The organism is Heminiphilus faecis (assembly GCF_008728965.1).
Lineage (GTDB): Bacteria > Bacteroidota > Bacteroidia > Bacteroidales > Muribaculaceae > Muribaculum > Muribaculum faecis.
In genome coordinates this window covers 35,881-51,878 of the sequence record NZ_VSMC01000003.1, presented here as the reverse complement: position 1 = coordinate 51,878, position 15,998 = coordinate 35,881, and the positions used below count along the sequence as shown (strand labels likewise).

The 15,998-nt window shown below is 46.9% G+C and carries 15 protein-coding genes; 4 read left to right on the top strand and 11 right to left on the bottom strand.

All coding sequences use genetic code 11. The features are described from left to right. Nucleotides 1–6 precede the first annotated feature (6 nt). From FW767_RS02145 to FW767_RS02120, 6 genes are all read right to left on the bottom strand, one after another. On the bottom strand, nucleotides 7–873 hold the full coding sequence (locus FW767_RS02145; RefSeq protein WP_121698157.1) for an RnfABCDGE type electron transport complex subunit B: 867 nt from the start codon (nucleotides 871–873) through the stop codon (nucleotides 7–9). After that, nucleotides 855–1,295, bottom strand: coding sequence for a SoxR reducing system RseC family protein (locus FW767_RS02140; protein ID WP_121698158.1), 441 nt, complete (start codon nucleotides 1,293–1,295; stop codon nucleotides 855–857). The genes FW767_RS02145 and FW767_RS02140 overlap by 19 nt, the downstream gene beginning before the upstream one ends. Nucleotides 1,296–1,299: 4 nt before the next feature. Next, nucleotides 1,300–2,547: a DUF1015 domain-containing protein gene (locus tag FW767_RS02135; RefSeq protein ID WP_121698159.1), complete on the bottom strand. Its 1,248-nt coding sequence runs from the start codon at nucleotides 2,545–2,547 to the stop codon at nucleotides 1,300–1,302. A gap of 15 nt (nucleotides 2,548–2,562) precedes the next feature. Beyond that, a complete protein-coding gene (locus FW767_RS02130; protein ID WP_148464204.1) occupies nucleotides 2,563–3,831 on the bottom strand; it encodes an adenylosuccinate synthase in 1,269 nt (422 codons plus the stop codon). Between the two features lie 12 nt (nucleotides 3,832–3,843). After that, complete coding sequence (locus FW767_RS02125; RefSeq protein WP_121698161.1) at nucleotides 3,844–4,317, bottom strand: Fur family transcriptional regulator; 474 nt, start codon at nucleotides 4,315–4,317, stop codon at nucleotides 3,844–3,846. Between the two features lie 126 nt (nucleotides 4,318–4,443). Continuing rightward, the gene (locus FW767_RS02120) at nucleotides 4,444–5,937 is read right to left on the bottom strand and encodes a potassium/proton antiporter (RefSeq protein WP_121698162.1); all 1,494 of its coding nucleotides are present in this window, start codon (nucleotides 5,935–5,937) and stop codon (nucleotides 4,444–4,446) included. Nucleotides 5,938–6,125: 188 nt separating this feature from the next. Here FW767_RS02120 and FW767_RS02115 point away from each other — a divergent pair, with 188 nt between their 5' ends. Both FW767_RS02115 and FW767_RS02110 read left to right on the top strand, forming a co-directional pair. Then, the gene (locus FW767_RS02115) at nucleotides 6,126–7,517 is read left to right on the top strand and encodes a YihY/virulence factor BrkB family protein (protein WP_205523780.1); all 1,392 of its coding nucleotides are present in this window, start codon (nucleotides 6,126–6,128) and stop codon (nucleotides 7,515–7,517) included. A 35-nt stretch (nucleotides 7,518–7,552) separates the two neighbouring features. Further along, entirely contained in the window at nucleotides 7,553–7,927 is a 375-nt protein-coding gene (locus tag FW767_RS02110; RefSeq protein ID WP_121698164.1) for a RidA family protein, read from the top strand. Between the two features lie 71 nt (nucleotides 7,928–7,998). Here the strand turns inward: FW767_RS02110 and FW767_RS02105 are convergent, their stop codons facing one another. The 3 genes from FW767_RS02105 to FW767_RS02095 are packed head-to-tail and all read right to left on the bottom strand — an operon-like array spanning nucleotide 7,999 to nucleotide 10,401. Further along, nucleotides 7,999–9,279, bottom strand: a complete 1,281-nt coding sequence (locus FW767_RS02105; RefSeq protein ID WP_121698165.1) for a bifunctional folylpolyglutamate synthase/dihydrofolate synthase — start codon at nucleotides 9,277–9,279, stop codon at nucleotides 7,999–8,001. Between the two features lie 7 nt (nucleotides 9,280–9,286). Then, nucleotides 9,287–9,814, bottom strand: coding sequence for a chromate transporter (locus FW767_RS02100; RefSeq protein WP_121698166.1), 528 nt, complete (start codon nucleotides 9,812–9,814; stop codon nucleotides 9,287–9,289). Further along, a complete protein-coding gene (locus FW767_RS02095; protein WP_121698167.1) occupies nucleotides 9,811–10,401 on the bottom strand; it encodes a chromate transporter in 591 nt (196 codons plus the stop codon). Before FW767_RS02095 ends, FW767_RS02100 begins: the two co-directional genes overlap by 4 nt. 160 nt (nucleotides 10,402–10,561) lie before the next feature. Here FW767_RS02095 and dgt point away from each other — a divergent pair, with 160 nt between their 5' ends. Beyond that, nucleotides 10,562–11,896: a dGTP triphosphohydrolase gene (dgt, locus tag FW767_RS02090; RefSeq protein ID WP_121698231.1), complete on the top strand. Its 1,335-nt coding sequence runs from the start codon at nucleotides 10,562–10,564 to the stop codon at nucleotides 11,894–11,896. A 15-nt stretch (nucleotides 11,897–11,911) separates the two neighbouring features. Continuing rightward, entirely contained in the window at nucleotides 11,912–13,171 is a 1,260-nt protein-coding gene (locus FW767_RS13100) for a TPM domain-containing protein (protein WP_205523779.1), read from the top strand. A 169-nt stretch (nucleotides 13,172–13,340) separates the two neighbouring features. Here FW767_RS13100 and FW767_RS02080 read toward each other — a convergent pair whose 3' ends face one another. Together FW767_RS02080 and rpsA are read right to left on the bottom strand one after the other, a co-directional pair. Then, complete coding sequence (locus FW767_RS02080) at nucleotides 13,341–13,682, bottom strand: DUF4491 family protein (RefSeq protein WP_121698232.1); 342 nt, start codon at nucleotides 13,680–13,682, stop codon at nucleotides 13,341–13,343. Nucleotides 13,683–13,767: 85 nt separating this feature from the next. Continuing rightward, entirely contained in the window at nucleotides 13,768–15,549 is a 1,782-nt protein-coding gene (gene rpsA / locus FW767_RS02075) for a 30S ribosomal protein S1 (protein WP_121698168.1), read from the bottom strand. Nucleotides 15,550–15,998 lie beyond the last annotated feature (449 nt).

Genomic DNA, 15,998 nt, shown 5'->3' with positions numbered 1-15,998 from the left:
GCCGGCTTATTTTTGTTGATGTCGTGTCGCTGCGAGTGCTTCCATCTCCTTTAGCGTGAGCGGGAAGCCGCTGTCTATTATGGAGCCTGTAGGACATACAGCCTCGCACTTTCGGCACAATTTACACTTTGAGGAATCAATATATGACAGATTGTTTTCGACCGTTATTGCATCATGTGGACATATCTTGCGGCATTTCGAACATCCGATACAAGCGGCCTTACACTCTTTAAGGGCAAGGGCTCCGCGTTCTTTGTTGGCACAGGCTACCCATACGCGTCGGCCTTTAGGCCCTTTGTCGCGCAACTCTATTATATGACGGGGACATACGGCGGTGCAAGCTCCGCAACCGGTACACAATTCGGAGTCAATAACCGGCAGACCCGTCAGCGGATCCATGTGTATGGCATTCCATCGGCATGAAGCCACACAGTCGCCTTGTCCGAGACATCCGTATGCGCAGTCGCTTGCCCCGATATAAAGGTTTCCGAGTATCGCACATGATTTGGCGCCGTCATATGTTGAAGTTACCGGACGGTTTGCACAAGAACCGTTGCAATGTAGTACGGCTATCTTTGCTTTGGCTGTCGAGGGAGCGAGTCCTACGATGTCGCCGATTTTTGTCATGACTTCCGTTCCCGCTCCGGGGCATACGAGGTTGTCAAGTGATGAGGCCGCCGCACATGCACATGCGAAATCATGGCATCCGGAACGCCCGCATCCCCCGCAATTGGCTCCCGGCAGCAGTTCTTCTATAAGTGCTATTCTCGGGTCTTCATTTACATAAAACTTTTTGGCCACCGCATATAATATGACTGCTCCTGCTATGCCGGTGGTTCCAAGTACTATAATGGCTATGATAACCGGTGACATATCTTCATTCTGTTGAATCTTTTCCTTAGCTTACGGCGAAAGGCATATAGCAGAGCATAATACGCTACTGTCACTGCGAGTCCGCAACAAGCTGACTTGCCTTCACTGATATCTGCCGCAAGTGCTGTCAGCACTGCCGCTACGAGCAATAGACACGGCAACGCCAATGACAGAATCATGGCTGCCGTCTGTTGCCGTTCGGAACAATATACCGTCACTTCATCACCGATGCTGAACTTATCGGTTGCCGATATAGTAACGTCAATAATATTCCGATTATCTTTATCGTGCTCGTGCGGTTTGCAAAACGATTTTATCGAACATGAGCTGCATTGCCCGCTGTCTTCGTGAAGCGCTATCTTCAATCCATGTAGTGTGATGTCTGCGACAGTGCCGTTATGAACCATGCTGCTGTCCGACATACAGTCAGTCGTCGAGCTTGTGTATGACAAGGCCCGATCTCAACTTAGGTTCAAACCATGTAGTTTTGGGTGGCATGATATTGCCAGTATCGGCAATGTTCATAAGCTGAGCCATTGACACAGGATAGAGCGCGAGCGCCATTTTCATCTCGCCGGAGTCCACTCTGCGTTTAAGTTCTCCGAGACCTCTAATGCCACCTACGAAGTCTATGCGCTTGTCGCTTCTTAAATCATGTATGCCGAGAATATCACGCAGTATCAGGTCGCTTGATATTGTCACATCAAGTTGTCCGATAGGATCGTTGTCATCATAGGTGCCTTCGCGTGCGGTCATGCTGTACCACTTGCCGTCGACATAAAGCGAGAAGTTATGAAGTCTTTCGGGACGATATTCGGTTTCGCCTTTTTCTTCAACGATAAAGTCTTTGTCAAGCGCTTTGATAAATTCAGACGGTGTCAATCCGTTAAGATCTTTGACTACCCTGTTGTAATCTATAATCTTTAGATGCGAAGCCGGAAACGCTACTGCAAGAAAGTAATTATACTCTTCGCTTCCGGTGTGAACGGGATTTTGACGGGCCTTTTCATTGCCCACAAGAGCCGCTGCGGCAGTGCGGTGATGACCGTCGGCTATATACAATGCGGGTATGGCGTCAAACAATTCGGTTATGCGGTTTATCAGCACGTCGTCATTAATGACCCAGAAGTGATGGCCGAAGCCGTCGGGTGCAGTGAAGTCATATTCAGCTTCTCCGGAAGTGACATCGCGTATTATTTTCTCGAGTTCGTCGTTGTCGGGAAAAGCGAAGAATACCGGCTCTATATTGGCGTTGTTGATGCGAACGTGTTTCATTCGGTCTTCTTCTTTGTCACGACGGGTAAGCTCGTGCTTCTTGATACGCCATTCCATATAGTCGTCAACGTTGGCCGCTATGACGAAACCGTACTGAGTGCGTCCGTCCATAGTCTGGGCGTAAATGTAGTAAAGGGGTTTTTCGTCCTGAACAAGCCATCCTTTTTGTTGAAAGGCGTTGAAGTTGTCTACAGCTTTGTTGTATACTTTCGGATCATGTTCGTCAGTGCCGGGTTCGAAATCTATCTCGGGCTTTATGATATGATAGAGCGATTTTTCATTTCCCTCGGCTTCAGCCCGGGCTTCTTCGGAATTCAGTACGTCATAGGGCCGGGAAGCTACTTCAGTCACAAATTTGCGTGGAGGGCGTACTCCTCTGAACGGTCTTACTTTTGCCATATGTCAAGCGATGGTTTAGCGTTTGCGTATTATTGTCTGTTCGCGGTCCGGGCCTATCGACACGATGGTTATGGGTGTCTCAAGCTCTTTTTCAAGAAATTCGATATAATCCTTGAACTGACGGGGAAATTCGTCTTCGCTCTTAAATGCGGTCATGTCGGTTTTCCAGCCGGGCATAGTCACATATACCGGAGTGATTGTGTCATCTTCGATGGAGAAAGGAAAGTCATCCACGCGATTGCCGTTTATTTCATATGCCACGCATGCTTTTATCTCGTCAAAGTCATCAAGTACGTCGCTTTTCATCATGATGAGTTGGGTTACGCCATTGATCATGATGGCATACTTCAGAGCCACGAGGTCAATCCATCCGCAGCGGCGTTCGCGGCCGGTGACAGCTCCGTATTCATGACCGAGATCGCGTATGCGCTTGCCTGTCTCGTCAAAAAGTTCGGTGGGGAAGGGGCCTGATCCTACACGCGTACAATATGCTTTGAAAATACCGAATACCTCACCGATTCTGTTAGGAGCCACTCCAAGACCCGTACATGCGCCGGCACATACCGTATTGCTTGATGTGACAAACGGATAGCTTCCGAAGTCTACGTCAAGCAGAGTGCCTTGTGCACCCTCGCACAGCACGCTCTTGCCATCTTTCAAAGCTTTGTTTATGAAGTGTTCGCTGTCGATTATGTCGTAGCTTTTGAGGTATTCCACCGCGTCAAGCCATTTAGCTTCGAGCTCACTGAAGTCGGGGTTCTCTCCCATGGAGTTAAGCATGGCCACATGACGGTTGCGCGCGGAGTTGTATTTTTGGTCAAAGTTATGGCATACGTCGCCGAGTCGCAGACCGTTGCGGCTCACTTTATCGGTGTAAGTCGGGCCTATGCCTTTGCCTGTGGTGCCTATTTTGGCTCCTCCTTTGGCTTTTTCGTTAGCTGCGTCAAGAAGGCGGTGTGTAGGCATGATCAGATGGGCTTTCTTGGACAGTTTGAGCACTTCTTTCAGTTTAATACCGCTCTTTTCGAGAGCTTCAGCTTCTTCGCGGAAGAGAACTGGGTCAAGTACCACGCCGTTGCCTATTATGTTGGTCTGTCCGTGTTGAAATATTCCCGACGGTATTGAACGGAGTACGTATTTCTTACCTTCAAACTCAAGGGTGTGACCTGCGTTTGGACCGCCCTGAAAACGGGCCACTACGTCATAACGCGGTGTAAGTACGTCAACTACTTTTCCTTTCCCTTCATCGCCCCACTGGAGCCCGAGCAAAACGTCAACTTTCATTTCTAAGATTATTTAATTTTTATTTTTACACAAACGTTTGTTACGGCGGGCACATGCCGCGCATGTACCGTAGACATAAAGGCAAAACCAAGCGTTGTGAAATGCCGAATATTTGCGTGAGTTCATGAACTTTACAAGTTCGGGGTCCTTGGCCTCCTTTATTTTGCCACATTGCTGACAGATGAGATGCAGGTGATTGGATAATCCGGCTACGCGTTCATACTGCATTGGCTGGTTGCCGAACTGATGTCTGCGCACAATGCCGCAGTCGGTAAACAGCTCCATAGTATTATATAGTGTAGCGCGGCTTACATGAAACCCGTCTTCTTCGATAATATCGTACAACATGTCGATGTCAAAGTGGCGGTTCATTTCGCACACTTTGTCAAGTATAGCGTATCGCTCCGGGGTCTTGCGCAGTTTTTTTATGCGAAGATATTCGGTAAGCGCCGCTTTAGCCGTTGTCCGCGATTTCTCGTCTATCATAGCAGTGCAAAGATACGAATAAGTAGAGTGCAAAACAAATATTTGAGTTTTGCCAAGCGAAAGTATCTAAAACATAGTCAAAGATATGAATAATGAATTTAGGCTATGGCCTCTTGTATGGCTATTTTACGGCCGGTCGGAGTCTTCTTCCTTTATGATGAGCAGCGAATCGCCCTTCTTTAATATAAGTGCTCCGTTTGGTACCATGTATTTTTCACCGCGACGTACCATCATCACAAGTGAGCCTTCGGGCAGGTTCATGTCGCGGAGGGTATTGCCGGACGATAGTTCGCTGTCGGTAAGTGTCAGGGTGGTGAGCGATGTAGGTAGTTCTTCCGGCAATTCAACTCCGAAATCGGTAAAATCGGTTGTAGGAGAGATAAGGCCGAGACGCCGTGCACTGGTAATTACAGTTGTGCCCTGAATGAGCAATGACAGCAGGGTCACGAAAAATACGATGTTGAATATCTGTGACGCTCCGTCAATGTCGGCTATGACCGGATATGTGGCGAAGATTATAGGTACGGCTCCACGCAGTCCTACCCATGACACGAAGCTCTTGGCCTTTAGGGATATGCCACGAAGGGGCGCAAGGCATGCAAATACGCTTAAAGGTCGTCCGATAGCAATCATGAATGCGCCTATCAGCAGCGACACAGGTGCTACTTCGAGCATTTCGTGGGGATTGACAAGAAGGCCAAGCATAAGAAAGACCACTATCTGTGCGAGCCACGTCATGCCGCTCATGAACTTGCTTATGCCGCGGTTGCTTATGCCGCGGGCATTGCCAAGCATGATGCCGCATATGTATACGGCGAGATATCCGTTGCCTTTAAATGCGGTTGTAAGTGCGAATGTTAAAAAAACCGATGCGAGCATGAGTATGGAAATCATGGATGATGCCTGATCGACATCCTCTTTTGTCGATGCGCCGCGTCCTATGTTTTTGTACATCTTTATTAACCATATGGTGGCGCGTCCCATGAGAAGTCCCATGGCGGTGCCTATGCCGAATTGAAGCGAGAGGTCAAGCAGCAGTCGTCCGGCAGAAAGATGGCCTCCCATGACGATGGTCTCGATAAGTATTATGGTAAGCATATAGGCCATCGGGTCGTTGGAGCCGCTTTCGAGTTCCAGCATGGGGCGCAGATTTTGTTTTAGATTAACTTTCTGTGTCCCGAGTATGCCGAATACCGATGCCGAGTCGGTAGATGACATTGTGGCGGCAAGTAAAAGAGAGGGTAAAAAAGCAAAATGTATATTTGTCCATGACATGCCCGAGAGCCACCATACAAAAAGTCCTGTAAGCAGAGCTGTCAGCATGACACCTGCGGTTGAAAGTATCAGTCCCGGTACTATTACCGGCTTTATGGCTGATAGCTTGGTGTCCATACCGCCCGCAAATAGAATTATACATAGTGCTATCATGCCAATGAATTGTGCGGTATGCATGTCGTTGAACTGTATGCCCAGACCGTCGGAACCAAATAGCATACCCACAATGAGGAATATCAACAGCAGCGGGAGTCCCATACGGTAGCTTGTCTTGCCTATAAGCACTCCGGCAATAAGCACTGTCGAGCCTACAAGAAGTATGTTTTCAGATGTGATAAAGTCCATAAATATAAATTGGTGTTACAAATATACGAATAAGTCGAGTGCAATGACAAATTATTTGATAATTTACAAGCTGAAGTATGCAGCATTTAAACATGACTTTTTATATGGGGGTTCAGTTTTTTGAACTGAATTTGGGCTTTTCACATATAAAATTTGTTATTTTGCAAAACGGTTTTAATCCACAGGTGATGAAAAAGGATAATACATCGACCCCTTCACGGTTCACCCGGTACGTATCGTCCCGGGTCGAGCGGCTGCGTGCGTTGTGGCTTTACTGCAGTGAAGGTGTGTGGAACGATACTCGCCGTACATGGAAAGTAAACACGATAAAGACTATAAACCTTTCGGTGAAGTCATTTCTTAACAGTGACCTGCAGAATCGCGCGTCGGCACTTACTTACAATACATTGCTGGCTATCGTGCCGGCGTTGGCGCTATTGTTTGCCATCGGGCGAGGATTCGGATTTCAGAACCTTTTACAATCGCAACTATTTACGTTCTTTCCTTCGCAGGAAAATGCTTTGCGTGCTGCTCTCGGTTTTGTCGACCATTATCTCGCTCAGGCGTCGCAAGGTGTATTTGTTGGAGTAGGTCTTGTGTTTTTATTGTGGACTATGATATCGCTTATGGGCAATATCGAGTCGGCGTTCAATACAGTATGGGGAGTCAGAAGTGACCGCACCATGACCCGAAAGGTTATAGATTATACGGCCATATTGTTTATGCTGCCGATATTGATGGTATGCTCAAGCGGAATATCGTTACTGATGTCGACGGCGATAGTTGACAATCCGCATTTCAGTCTGTTTTCTCCGGCGGTAAAGGTCGTGCTTGATTGTGTGCCTTTTGTACTTACATGGCTTTCGTTTACCGGTATGTATATGCTTTTCCCAAACACCAAAGTAAAGTTCAGAAATGCGTTGTATTGCGGTATATTTGCCGGTACCGCATTTCAGATACTTCAATATCTGTTTGTATCGGGACAACTGTATGTGTCAAAGTACAATGCCATATACGGTAGCTTTGCATTTCTGCCGTTGCTGCTCATATGGCTTCAGCTTGTATGGATAATAACCCTTGCCGGTGCCGTGTTGTGTTACTCCTCGCAGAATATATTTCAGTTTAGTTTCAATGGCAACATAAACAATATATCGCTCGATTACAAGCGCAAGGTAGCTATAGTGATCATGACTATTATAGTGAAGCGTTTTGAGCAGCAGAGTCCGCCGCTTACTCTCCCTGATTTTGCCGCGTTGTATCATATGCCGTCAAGACTTGTCACGGAGCTTATATCTGAAATGTCCGAGGCGGGGCTTGTGTCAATAGTTTATTCCGAGACAGACAAGGACCAGCATGCGTATCAGCCGGCGATGGATATAAATAAAATTTCGGTGGGTCTGGTGCTTGATCGTCTTAATAAGTTGGGGACAACTGAGTTTATACCTAACTTTAAGACGGAGTTTGCTCCTGTTATAAAAGTTGTGGCCGATGCCGTTAAGGATATTATCGATAAAGAATCGGAGATTCTACTCATGAATCTGCCGGTAAATATTGACGGAACTCCAACAAAAATAAAATAGTATAAACCAATTAAAAAGTAAAGAGGATCAAAACGATGAAAAATCCAGTTTCAACTACCGCGGCTCCGGGTGCCATAGGGCCATATAGCCAAGCTATCGATACCGGTTCAATGTTGTATGCGTCAGGACAGATACCCATCAATCCTATCGACGGTACCATTCCCGAAGGGATAAAGGCTCAGACTGCACAGTCGCTTGCCAATGTCAAGGCTATTCTTGATGCGGCCGGTCTTACTCTTAACAATGTGGTGAAGACCACTGTATTTCTTGCCGATATGAATGATTTTGCCGCAATGAACGAGGTGTATGCCGAGGCCTTCAAGGCTCCTTATCCTGCACGTTCGGCTGTGGCTGTACGTGAATTGCCCAAAAAAGTACTTGTAGAGATCGAGGTCATAGCAGTTCGCTGACATATATCGGCTCTCTTAATTAATATAGCAGACATCCTTACGGGGCGGTCTGCTATATTATTATGTCTGTATTATTGCATATATGTAAGAAAGTCGGCTACGACAAAAGTGCTGCCGCCTATGAATATGGTGTCATCGGACGTGGCATGTTTTAGAGCCGCTTTATAGGCTCCTTCAACGGAGTCATATGTTTTGCCGTGCAATCCGGCGGCTTGGGCGAGACGTGCGAGTTCTTCAGCGGGAAGCGCTCTGCTGACCGATGCCTGAGTGAAGTAATACAGGGCGTTGTGCGGCATCATGTCAAGAATGTGACTTACGTCTTTATCATTGACGAAGCCGATTACCATGTGTTTCTCTCCGGGTGTTTTGGCGAGTTGACTTGAAAGGTAGCTCCATCCGCCTTCGTTGTGACCTGTGTCGCACACTGTAAACGGTTTTTCATACAGTTTCATCCAACGGCCGGCAAGACCTGTTGTCTCGCATACCCCGGCGAATCCTCTTTTTATTGCTTCAGGCGTTATGTGCATGCCTGTTTTTTTTAGTTCCGACACAGCGGCAAGTATTGTAGCGGTGTTTTTTAACTGACACTCGCCGGTAAGTTGTCCGGTTATGTTGCCGTACAGTGTGCCACTATAAAGTATGCCATCAGGAGAAAGTGTTGCAGACGAAAATGCCATGTTATCGTCGGCATATACTATCGGCGATGACATTTCAGCCGCTTTTTCCGCAAATACACGTCTTACAGCTCCTTCCGACTCGCCTATGACGACAGGGACACCATGTTTTATTATGCCTGCTTTTTCCGATGCTATTTCAGGGAGCGTGTTGCCTAAAAATTGCATGTGATCGCGCGATATATTGGTTATCACACTTAGAGCGGGGGTGATTATGTTGGTGCTGTCAAGACGCCCGCCAAGTCCAACTTCTATTACTGCTACATCGACGTGCTCCTTGGCAAAAAAATCAAAGGCCATGACCATAGTCAGTTCAAAGAACGACGGTGCTATAGATAGATTTTTATATCTGAACCGCCTGACAAAATCCACAACGTCATCTTTGGGTATCATTTTGCCGTTGACTCGTATGCGTTCACGGAAATCCACAAGGTGAGGCGATGTATAAAGTCCGGTTTTGTAACCTGCTTCCTGAAGTATGGCTGCGAGTGTATGTGCCGTCGAGCCTTTTCCATTTGTACCTCCTATATGTACGGTAGGGTAGTTGTTTTGCGGATTGCCGAAAGCGGCGGCCAAGGCTTCAGATGTATCCAGTCCCGGTTTGTAGGCCGGGGCGCCTACTCGCTGAAACATGGGAAGTTGAGTATATAGAAAATCGAGAGTTGCGTTATAGTCCATAATAGAATCAATATACTATGAGGCCGACCAATCCGGCAAGACAGATTATAAATATCGGGTGTATTTTGGTAAAATAAACTAGGCAGAATGATGCCGCACATATAGCTATGCTTATTGTGTAATCGGGAAAATTCTGCTTGTTCATCAAAAGGAGAGCGGCCGATGCTATAAGGCCTATCACCACCGGTCGAAGACCTGCGAATATGCCTTTTATCACGGTCGACTCACGATGACGCCTTATATAGTGGCTGGCATAAAGGACAAGCAGAAAGGATGGCAGTGTCACGGTTAGTGTGGTGATGATTGAACCTAACACACTGCCGGTCACCACATAGCCTATATAAGTGGCGCTGTTGATGCCTATCGGTCCCGGTGTCATCTGCGATATGGCCACGATGTCGGTAAACATCTGCTTGGTTATCCAGCCCGGAGCCACGACTTCGCGTTCGATTAGAGCAAGCATGGCATAGCCTCCGCCGAAGCCGAAAAGGCCTATTTTCAGGTAGGCCCATATGAGTTTCAGATATACTGTCATTGTCGGTCGTTGTCGTTATTTCGTTTGTTTAGCTCGTCGTGTGCGAGTTTCTGTTTGTGGCTCAGCCACAGATATCCCCCGAGTCCGCCGATAATTATGAATACAATAGGGCTGCAGCCGACATATATGAGTACCGCCACAGCTATAGGTATCCATACTGTCTTCCATGTTATTTTGGCCGCGCGGGCCGAAGATAGTACCGGAGCTATTATCAGTGCTACAACGCAGGGACGTATGCCCATGAATATCTTGGATACGACAGGATTGTTTTTTATTATGTCGGGCGTAAGAAATACGGCTATGGCCAGTATTATCAGAAACGACGGTAGGATAGTGCCTAATGCAGCTACTATGCTTCCTTTAAGGCCTCGGAGCCTGTCGCCTATCGACACTGATATGTTTACGGCAAGGATGCCCGGCAGAGACTGTGACACCGCAAGCAGGTCGAGAAACTCTTCTTTGTTGATCCACCGGTGTTTGTCTACAATCTCCCGTTCGATAATGGATATCATGGCCCATCCTCCGCCGAAAGTGAAAGCTCCGATTTTCAAGAATGTCCAAAATAGTTTAAAATACAGATTGTTCATCACGAATATGCTGATTTTTTGAGTTGCAAATTTACTAAAAAACGTTTAATGCTGAAACTATGTTGTAGCAGTTGATATTGATATTGCCGTAAATTTCGTTATATTAAGAAAAAATGGTAACTTCGGGTAATAATTGTATATGAAAGAGATGAATGAACAGATGTCGTGGGACCGGCTTATCAATGACAAGCGGTTTGGACTTGAGGATTTTCATGACGCCCGACGTGGTTCACGCAGCGATTTCCAACGCGATTTCGACAGGCTTGTGTTTTCGTCGCCGTTTCGTCGTCTGCAAAACAAGACGCAGGTGTTTCCGCTGCCGGGCAGTGTGTTTGTTCACAATAGACTGACACACTCGATGGAGGTCGCGTCGGTAGGCCGATCGCTTGCTAACGAAATAAGTTCGGCTCTTTCGGCAAAGTATGCCGACGAGCCGTGGCGCGGCAAACTCGATGCTCTTGACGAGATAGTCGGAGCTGCATGTCTTGCCCATGATTTGGGCAATCCTCCTTTCGGTCACTCGGGAGAAAAAGCCATATCTACTTTTTTCAGCGAAGGTGCCGGAGCTGTGCTGCAGAAGGATATGACCGAAGCGCAATGGGCCGATTTTACGCATTTCGAAGGAAATGCCAATTCGTTTCGACTTCTGACGCATCAGTTCAAAGGACGCCGTCAGGGTGGATTCGCTATGACTTATTCAATGCTTGCATCCATAGTCAAGTATCCTTATGAGTCGCGTCTTGCCGGTAAGAAAAACAAATTCGGTTTTTTTAGCTCCGAGACCGATACGTTCAAGCGCATAGCCGATGAGCTTGGTTTGTTGCCTCGTTACGGAGCCGGCGGAGAAATATGTTATGCACGACATCCGCTTGTATATATCGTGGAAGCTGCCGATGACATATGCTATCAGGTCATGGATATTGAAGATGCCCATAAATTGCGGGTGCTTCTTACCGATGAGGTGATCGGGCTTTTCATGTCGTTTTTCGACGTGGCAAAGCGTGACCATATGCACCGTGCCATGAGTCATGTCGATGACCCGAATGAAAAGATAGCTTATCTGCGCAGTTGCGTCATCGGTACTCTGGTAAAACAGTGTGCCAAGGCTTTTGTTGAAAATGAACAGACTATACTGTCAGGCGATTTTGCCGGAACACTACTCGACCATGTCGACGAGACGGAGCGTAGAGGTTATGCGTGTTGTTCGGCCAAGGCTTGGGAGAAGATATATTGTGCAAGTGACGTGGTCGATGTGGAACTCGCCGGTAATCGTATAATATCGTTTCTTATGGAAAAACTTATTCATGCCGTGCGTTATCCTGAACTTAACTATTCGGCCTTGTTGTTAAATAAAGTACCGAAACAGTACGATATCGCGGCACCCGACCTTTATGGAAAGGTACAGGCCGTTCTCGATCATGTTTCGGGTATGACTGATGTGTATGCCCTTGATTTGTACCGTAAATTGTATGGTATGAGTCTGCCGGCGGTTTAATAATGAAAATACTGGATGATGAAACGAATAAAACTATTGTTGCTCTTATTATTGTCAGTCGCGTTACAGATGTCGGCTTCGTTATATCGGCCTTCCGATGTGCCCAATGTTCACGTTGCCGATCGTACCAAGTATGTGTCCAATCCTGACGGCATACTTTCGCAGGAGGCTGTGACGCGGATTGACTCAATGCTTGCCGATGTCTGGCGCAAGACTTCTGCCGAAGTGGTCGTGGTTGTCGTCGGGAGTGTTGACGGAGATATCGATGACTTCGCTACCCGGCTGTTTACTGACTGGGGTGTGGGAAAGAAGGATAAAAACAACGGACTTCTGTATGTGATAGCCAGCGATGACCGTAGAGCTGCCATACGTACCGGTTATGGCATGGAGGGTGTGGTGCCCGATATACTTGCCGGACGAATTATCAGGAATATTGCCGGTCCGCGGTTCAAAGCTATGGATTATGACGGAGGGGTCATGGCATCGGTAGGGGAGATAGCGCGCCTTGCCACAACCCCCGGTGCGACGGAAGAACTGATGTCTAAGTATCGCAACGACAGCAATCGCGATACTTCGGGTGCCGACCACCTATTTTCGGCATGGTTGTACATTGGCTGTGTGCTTGTGGCATTTATGGCTCTTATATACATCGTCAATATGTTCAAGACCCGACGTCTTGACCGCTACGACCGCTATCAGTCATTGAAAAAACTTCTTATACCATCGGTGATTGTCGGTTTCATAGGACTTGGAGTGCCGTTTGTGATGGCGTTGGTGATATGGCTTACAATGCGATATATGCGTTTACGCCGAAGAAAGTGTCCTAACTGTCATCACAAGATGCGTCGTCTCGACGAAAAGTCTGACAATGCATACCTTACTCCACAGCAGGATGTCGAGGAGAAGATTGATTCTGTGGACTACGATGTATGGCTTTGCGACACATGCGGGGAGACCGATGTATTGCCGTTTGTAAATACGGCATCGACTTATAAAGTGTGTCCACATTGCGGAGCGCGTGCGAGTTCGTTGCGAAGCGACCGCATAATAGCTAATCCCACAACGACCCGTGAGGGGCAGGGAGTGAAAGACTATATGTGTCGCAATTGCGGTTATCAGACCCACGTGCCGTATAATATTGCCAAGCTCCCTCCTGTCATTGTTGTCCCCGGGCGATTTGGCGGGGGTGGAGGCAATGGATTCGGCGGTGGTTTTGGAGGAGGCTCCTTCGGAGGAGGTATGACCGGTGGAGGCGGCGCTTCCGGAGGGTGGTAATTTATAGGGGATTATTCAGATCCGTTCCGAAGCCTGATAAGATGTATTGGAATTGTGTTATATTTTTAGAGCCATCTATAATACGATGGCTCTAAAAATAAGTGCGATTCTAATAATTTGTTTATAAGACGGCCGGTCTATGGAATGTTCGGTAGACGGCGGGTGAATGTTATTTTTGTTCAGGATTGTCCCATGGGTAGGTGCGTCGCGGGTTACGAGGAAACCAGCCTTTGCGCACTCTCTCCTGCTGTTCGAATATCTCCTTTATTGTCCAGTATGACGAGAAGCCGGCCACTCCAAGTATTGATGACCATAGTACGTCATATAGCATTATGGATAGTGCGAGGCATATCGTGCCGAGGACGAGAAACCACCACCAGCATCTTACTCCGAAATGATATTCGCACTTGATTACCACCGGATGAAACAGGCCGATGATAATAAATGTGCTCAAGCCTATGACAAGCCCCAAGGTGTGGCTCTCTTCAAGTAATTGTGTAAGTGTCGACATCATGCATGTTATTAAATTATAAAGGCTGTGCCAATTTTGTTGACACAGCCTTTGCCTTTGCTATTGAATTGATTTCTCTTTAGAATTAATTCTTGCCTGAAAGTTTTTCTTTCAGAGCTGCGAGTTCCTCAAGGTCACCGAGAGTAGTGCGCTCAATGGTTGTATTGAGTACGGGCTGCTCTTCTTTCTTGTTCTGACGACGGGCTTTGCGAGCTTCGTTCTTTTCTGCCTTTGCTTCGTCCTCGAAGATGCGGCTGTGAGAAAGGAATATGCGCTTGTTGTCTTTGTTGAACTCTATTACCTTGAAGTCAAGTTCTTCATTGACCTGAGCCTGAGTGCCGTCTTCCTTGACGAGGTGTTTGGGGGTTGCGAAACCTTCAACACCGTAGGGGAGAGCCACTACACCGCCCTTGTCCTGCATTTCGATGATCTTGCCTTTGTGGATGCTGCCTACGGTAAATACCGATTCGAGTTCATCCCAAGGATTGTCTTCGAGTTGCTTGTGGCCGAGGCTGAGACGACGGTTGTCCTTGTCTATTTCGAGAACCTGAACATCGATGTCAGCACCTACGTGGGTGAATTCCGACGGATGTTTGATTTTCTTGGTCCAAGAGAGGTCGCTGATGTGGATAAGACCGTCTACGCCCTCTTCAATCTCAACGAATACTCCAAAGTTGGTGAAGTTGCGCACTTTGGCGGTGTGCTTGCTTCCGATGGGGTATTTGGTTTCGATGTTTTCCCACGGGTCGTTTTTGAGCTGCTTGATGCCGAGTGACATTTTGCGCTCGTCGCGGTCGAGGGTAAGGATTACAGCTTCTACCTCGTCGCCTACCTTCATGAAGTCCTGAGCCGAGCGAAGGTGCTGTGACCAAGACATTTCCGATACATGGATGAGGCCTTCTACACCCGGAGCGATTTCAACAAATGCGCCGTAGTCAGCCATAACGACAACTTTGCCTTTTACTTTGTCGCCCACTTTGAGATCGGCGTCAAGAGCATCCCACGGATGGGGCTGAAGTTGCTTCAGACCAAGGGCTATGCGCTTGCGTTCGTCATCGAAGTCGATGATAACGACGTCAAGTTCCTGATCAAGTTTAACCACTTCTTCGGGATGGCTTACGCGGCCCCAAGAGAGGTCTGTGATATGGATAAGACCGTCAACACCGCCAAGGTCGATGAATACACCGTAAGTGGTGATGTTCTTGACAACACCTTTGAGTACCTGACCGCGCTCAAGCTTGGAAATGATCTCTTTCTTCTGCTGCTCAAGCTCGGCTTCGATAAGAGCCTTGTGCGATACAACAACGTTCTTGAATTCCTGATTGATCTTCACGACCTTGAACTCCATAGTCTTGCCTACAAAGATGTCGTAGTCGCGGATGGGTTTTACATCGATCTGAGAGCCGGGGAGGAATGCCTCGATACCGAACACGTCAACAATCATACCGCCCTTGGTTCGGCACTTGATGTAACCCTTGATGATTTCATCGTTTTCAAGAGCCTGATTTACGCGCTCCCATGAGCGTGACATGCGGGCCTTGCGGTGCGACAGGATAAGTTGTCCTTTCTTGTCTTCCTGATTCTCGATGAATACTTCCACTACGTCACCTATTTTGATGTCGGGGTTGTAGCGGAATTCGTTGACGGGGATTATACCGTCGCTTTTGTAGCCGATGTTAACCACCGCTTCGCGCTTGTTGAGGGCGATGATGGTACCTTCGATTACTTCTTTGTCTTTTACGGTGTTGAGCGACTCATCATAAGTTTTGGTGAGTTCTTCGCGGCTCTTTTCACCGACGGCGTCGCCTTTTTCATAGGCGTCCCAATCGAAGTCTTCGATGGGAGAATTCTTTAATTCTTCGTTCATTTAACGGGTTAATAAATAAGTTAATTAATTATGAGCGCCGACACAGCGGCTCTCAATCGTGCAAATTTACAATATAATTTTCATTCTCACAAGATTAGCATGAAAAATCGTTCTGCAAATTAATATTGTATGTTTGTATTTAATGAAACCGTTGTATACAGTTTGCGCTTCGGATACGCCTCTATTATTTATTGAGTACATGGTAAAAAGGTTAGCGGTTATTTTGCACAAATATAATATATAAAGTTGTCGTTTTTATGTAGAATCCGGCATAGGTAATTTGTTTTTGTCCTAAGAAGTTGTTGTTGTGGGTATTATGTCGCCTATTTGTGTTTGTTGATGTGAAAAATATTTGAAATTTATATGAAATTGTTTAAATTTGTAATAATAACCTTAATAACCAACTAACTAACATTCAATCATGATTAATCCGTTATTACGAATTTCAA

Excerpts from the sequence above, each read along its gene's own strand:
- FW767_RS02145 (WP_121698157.1), bottom strand. The coding sequence starts at position 873 with ATGTCACCGGTTATCATAGCCATTATAGTACTTGGAACCACCGGCATA.
- FW767_RS02140 (WP_121698158.1), bottom strand. The coding sequence starts at position 1,295 with ATGTCGGACAGCAGCATGGTTCATAACGGCACTGTCGCAGACATCACA.
- FW767_RS02135 (WP_121698159.1), bottom strand. The coding sequence starts at position 2,547 with ATGGCAAAAGTAAGACCGTTCAGAGGAGTACGCCCTCCACGCAAATTT.
- FW767_RS02130 (WP_148464204.1), bottom strand. The coding sequence starts at position 3,831 with ATGAAAGTTGACGTTTTGCTCGGGCTCCAGTGGGGCGATGAAGGGAAA.
- FW767_RS02125 (WP_121698161.1), bottom strand. The coding sequence starts at position 4,317 with ATGATAGACGAGAAATCGCGGACAACGGCTAAAGCGGCGCTTACCGAA.
- FW767_RS02120 (WP_121698162.1), bottom strand. The coding sequence starts at position 5,937 with ATGGACTTTATCACATCTGAAAACATACTTCTTGTAGGCTCGACAGTG.
- FW767_RS02115 (WP_205523780.1), top strand. The coding sequence starts at position 6,126 with ATGAAAAAGGATAATACATCGACCCCTTCACGGTTCACCCGGTACGTA.
- FW767_RS02110 (WP_121698164.1), top strand. The coding sequence starts at position 7,553 with ATGAAAAATCCAGTTTCAACTACCGCGGCTCCGGGTGCCATAGGGCCA.
- FW767_RS02105 (WP_121698165.1), bottom strand. The coding sequence starts at position 9,279 with ATGGACTATAACGCAACTCTCGATTTTCTATATACTCAACTTCCCATG.
- FW767_RS02100 (WP_121698166.1), bottom strand. The coding sequence starts at position 9,814 with ATGACAGTATATCTGAAACTCATATGGGCCTACCTGAAAATAGGCCTT.
- FW767_RS02095 (WP_121698167.1), bottom strand. The coding sequence starts at position 10,401 with ATGAACAATCTGTATTTTAAACTATTTTGGACATTCTTGAAAATCGGA.
- dgt (WP_121698231.1), top strand. The coding sequence starts at position 10,562 with ATGTCGTGGGACCGGCTTATCAATGACAAGCGGTTTGGACTTGAGGAT.
- FW767_RS13100 (WP_205523779.1), top strand. The coding sequence starts at position 11,912 with ATGATGAAACGAATAAAACTATTGTTGCTCTTATTATTGTCAGTCGCG.
- FW767_RS02080 (WP_121698232.1), bottom strand. The coding sequence starts at position 13,682 with ATGTCGACACTTACACAATTACTTGAAGAGAGCCACACCTTGGGGCTT.
- rpsA (WP_121698168.1), bottom strand. The coding sequence starts at position 15,549 with ATGAACGAAGAATTAAAGAATTCTCCCATCGAAGACTTCGATTGGGAC.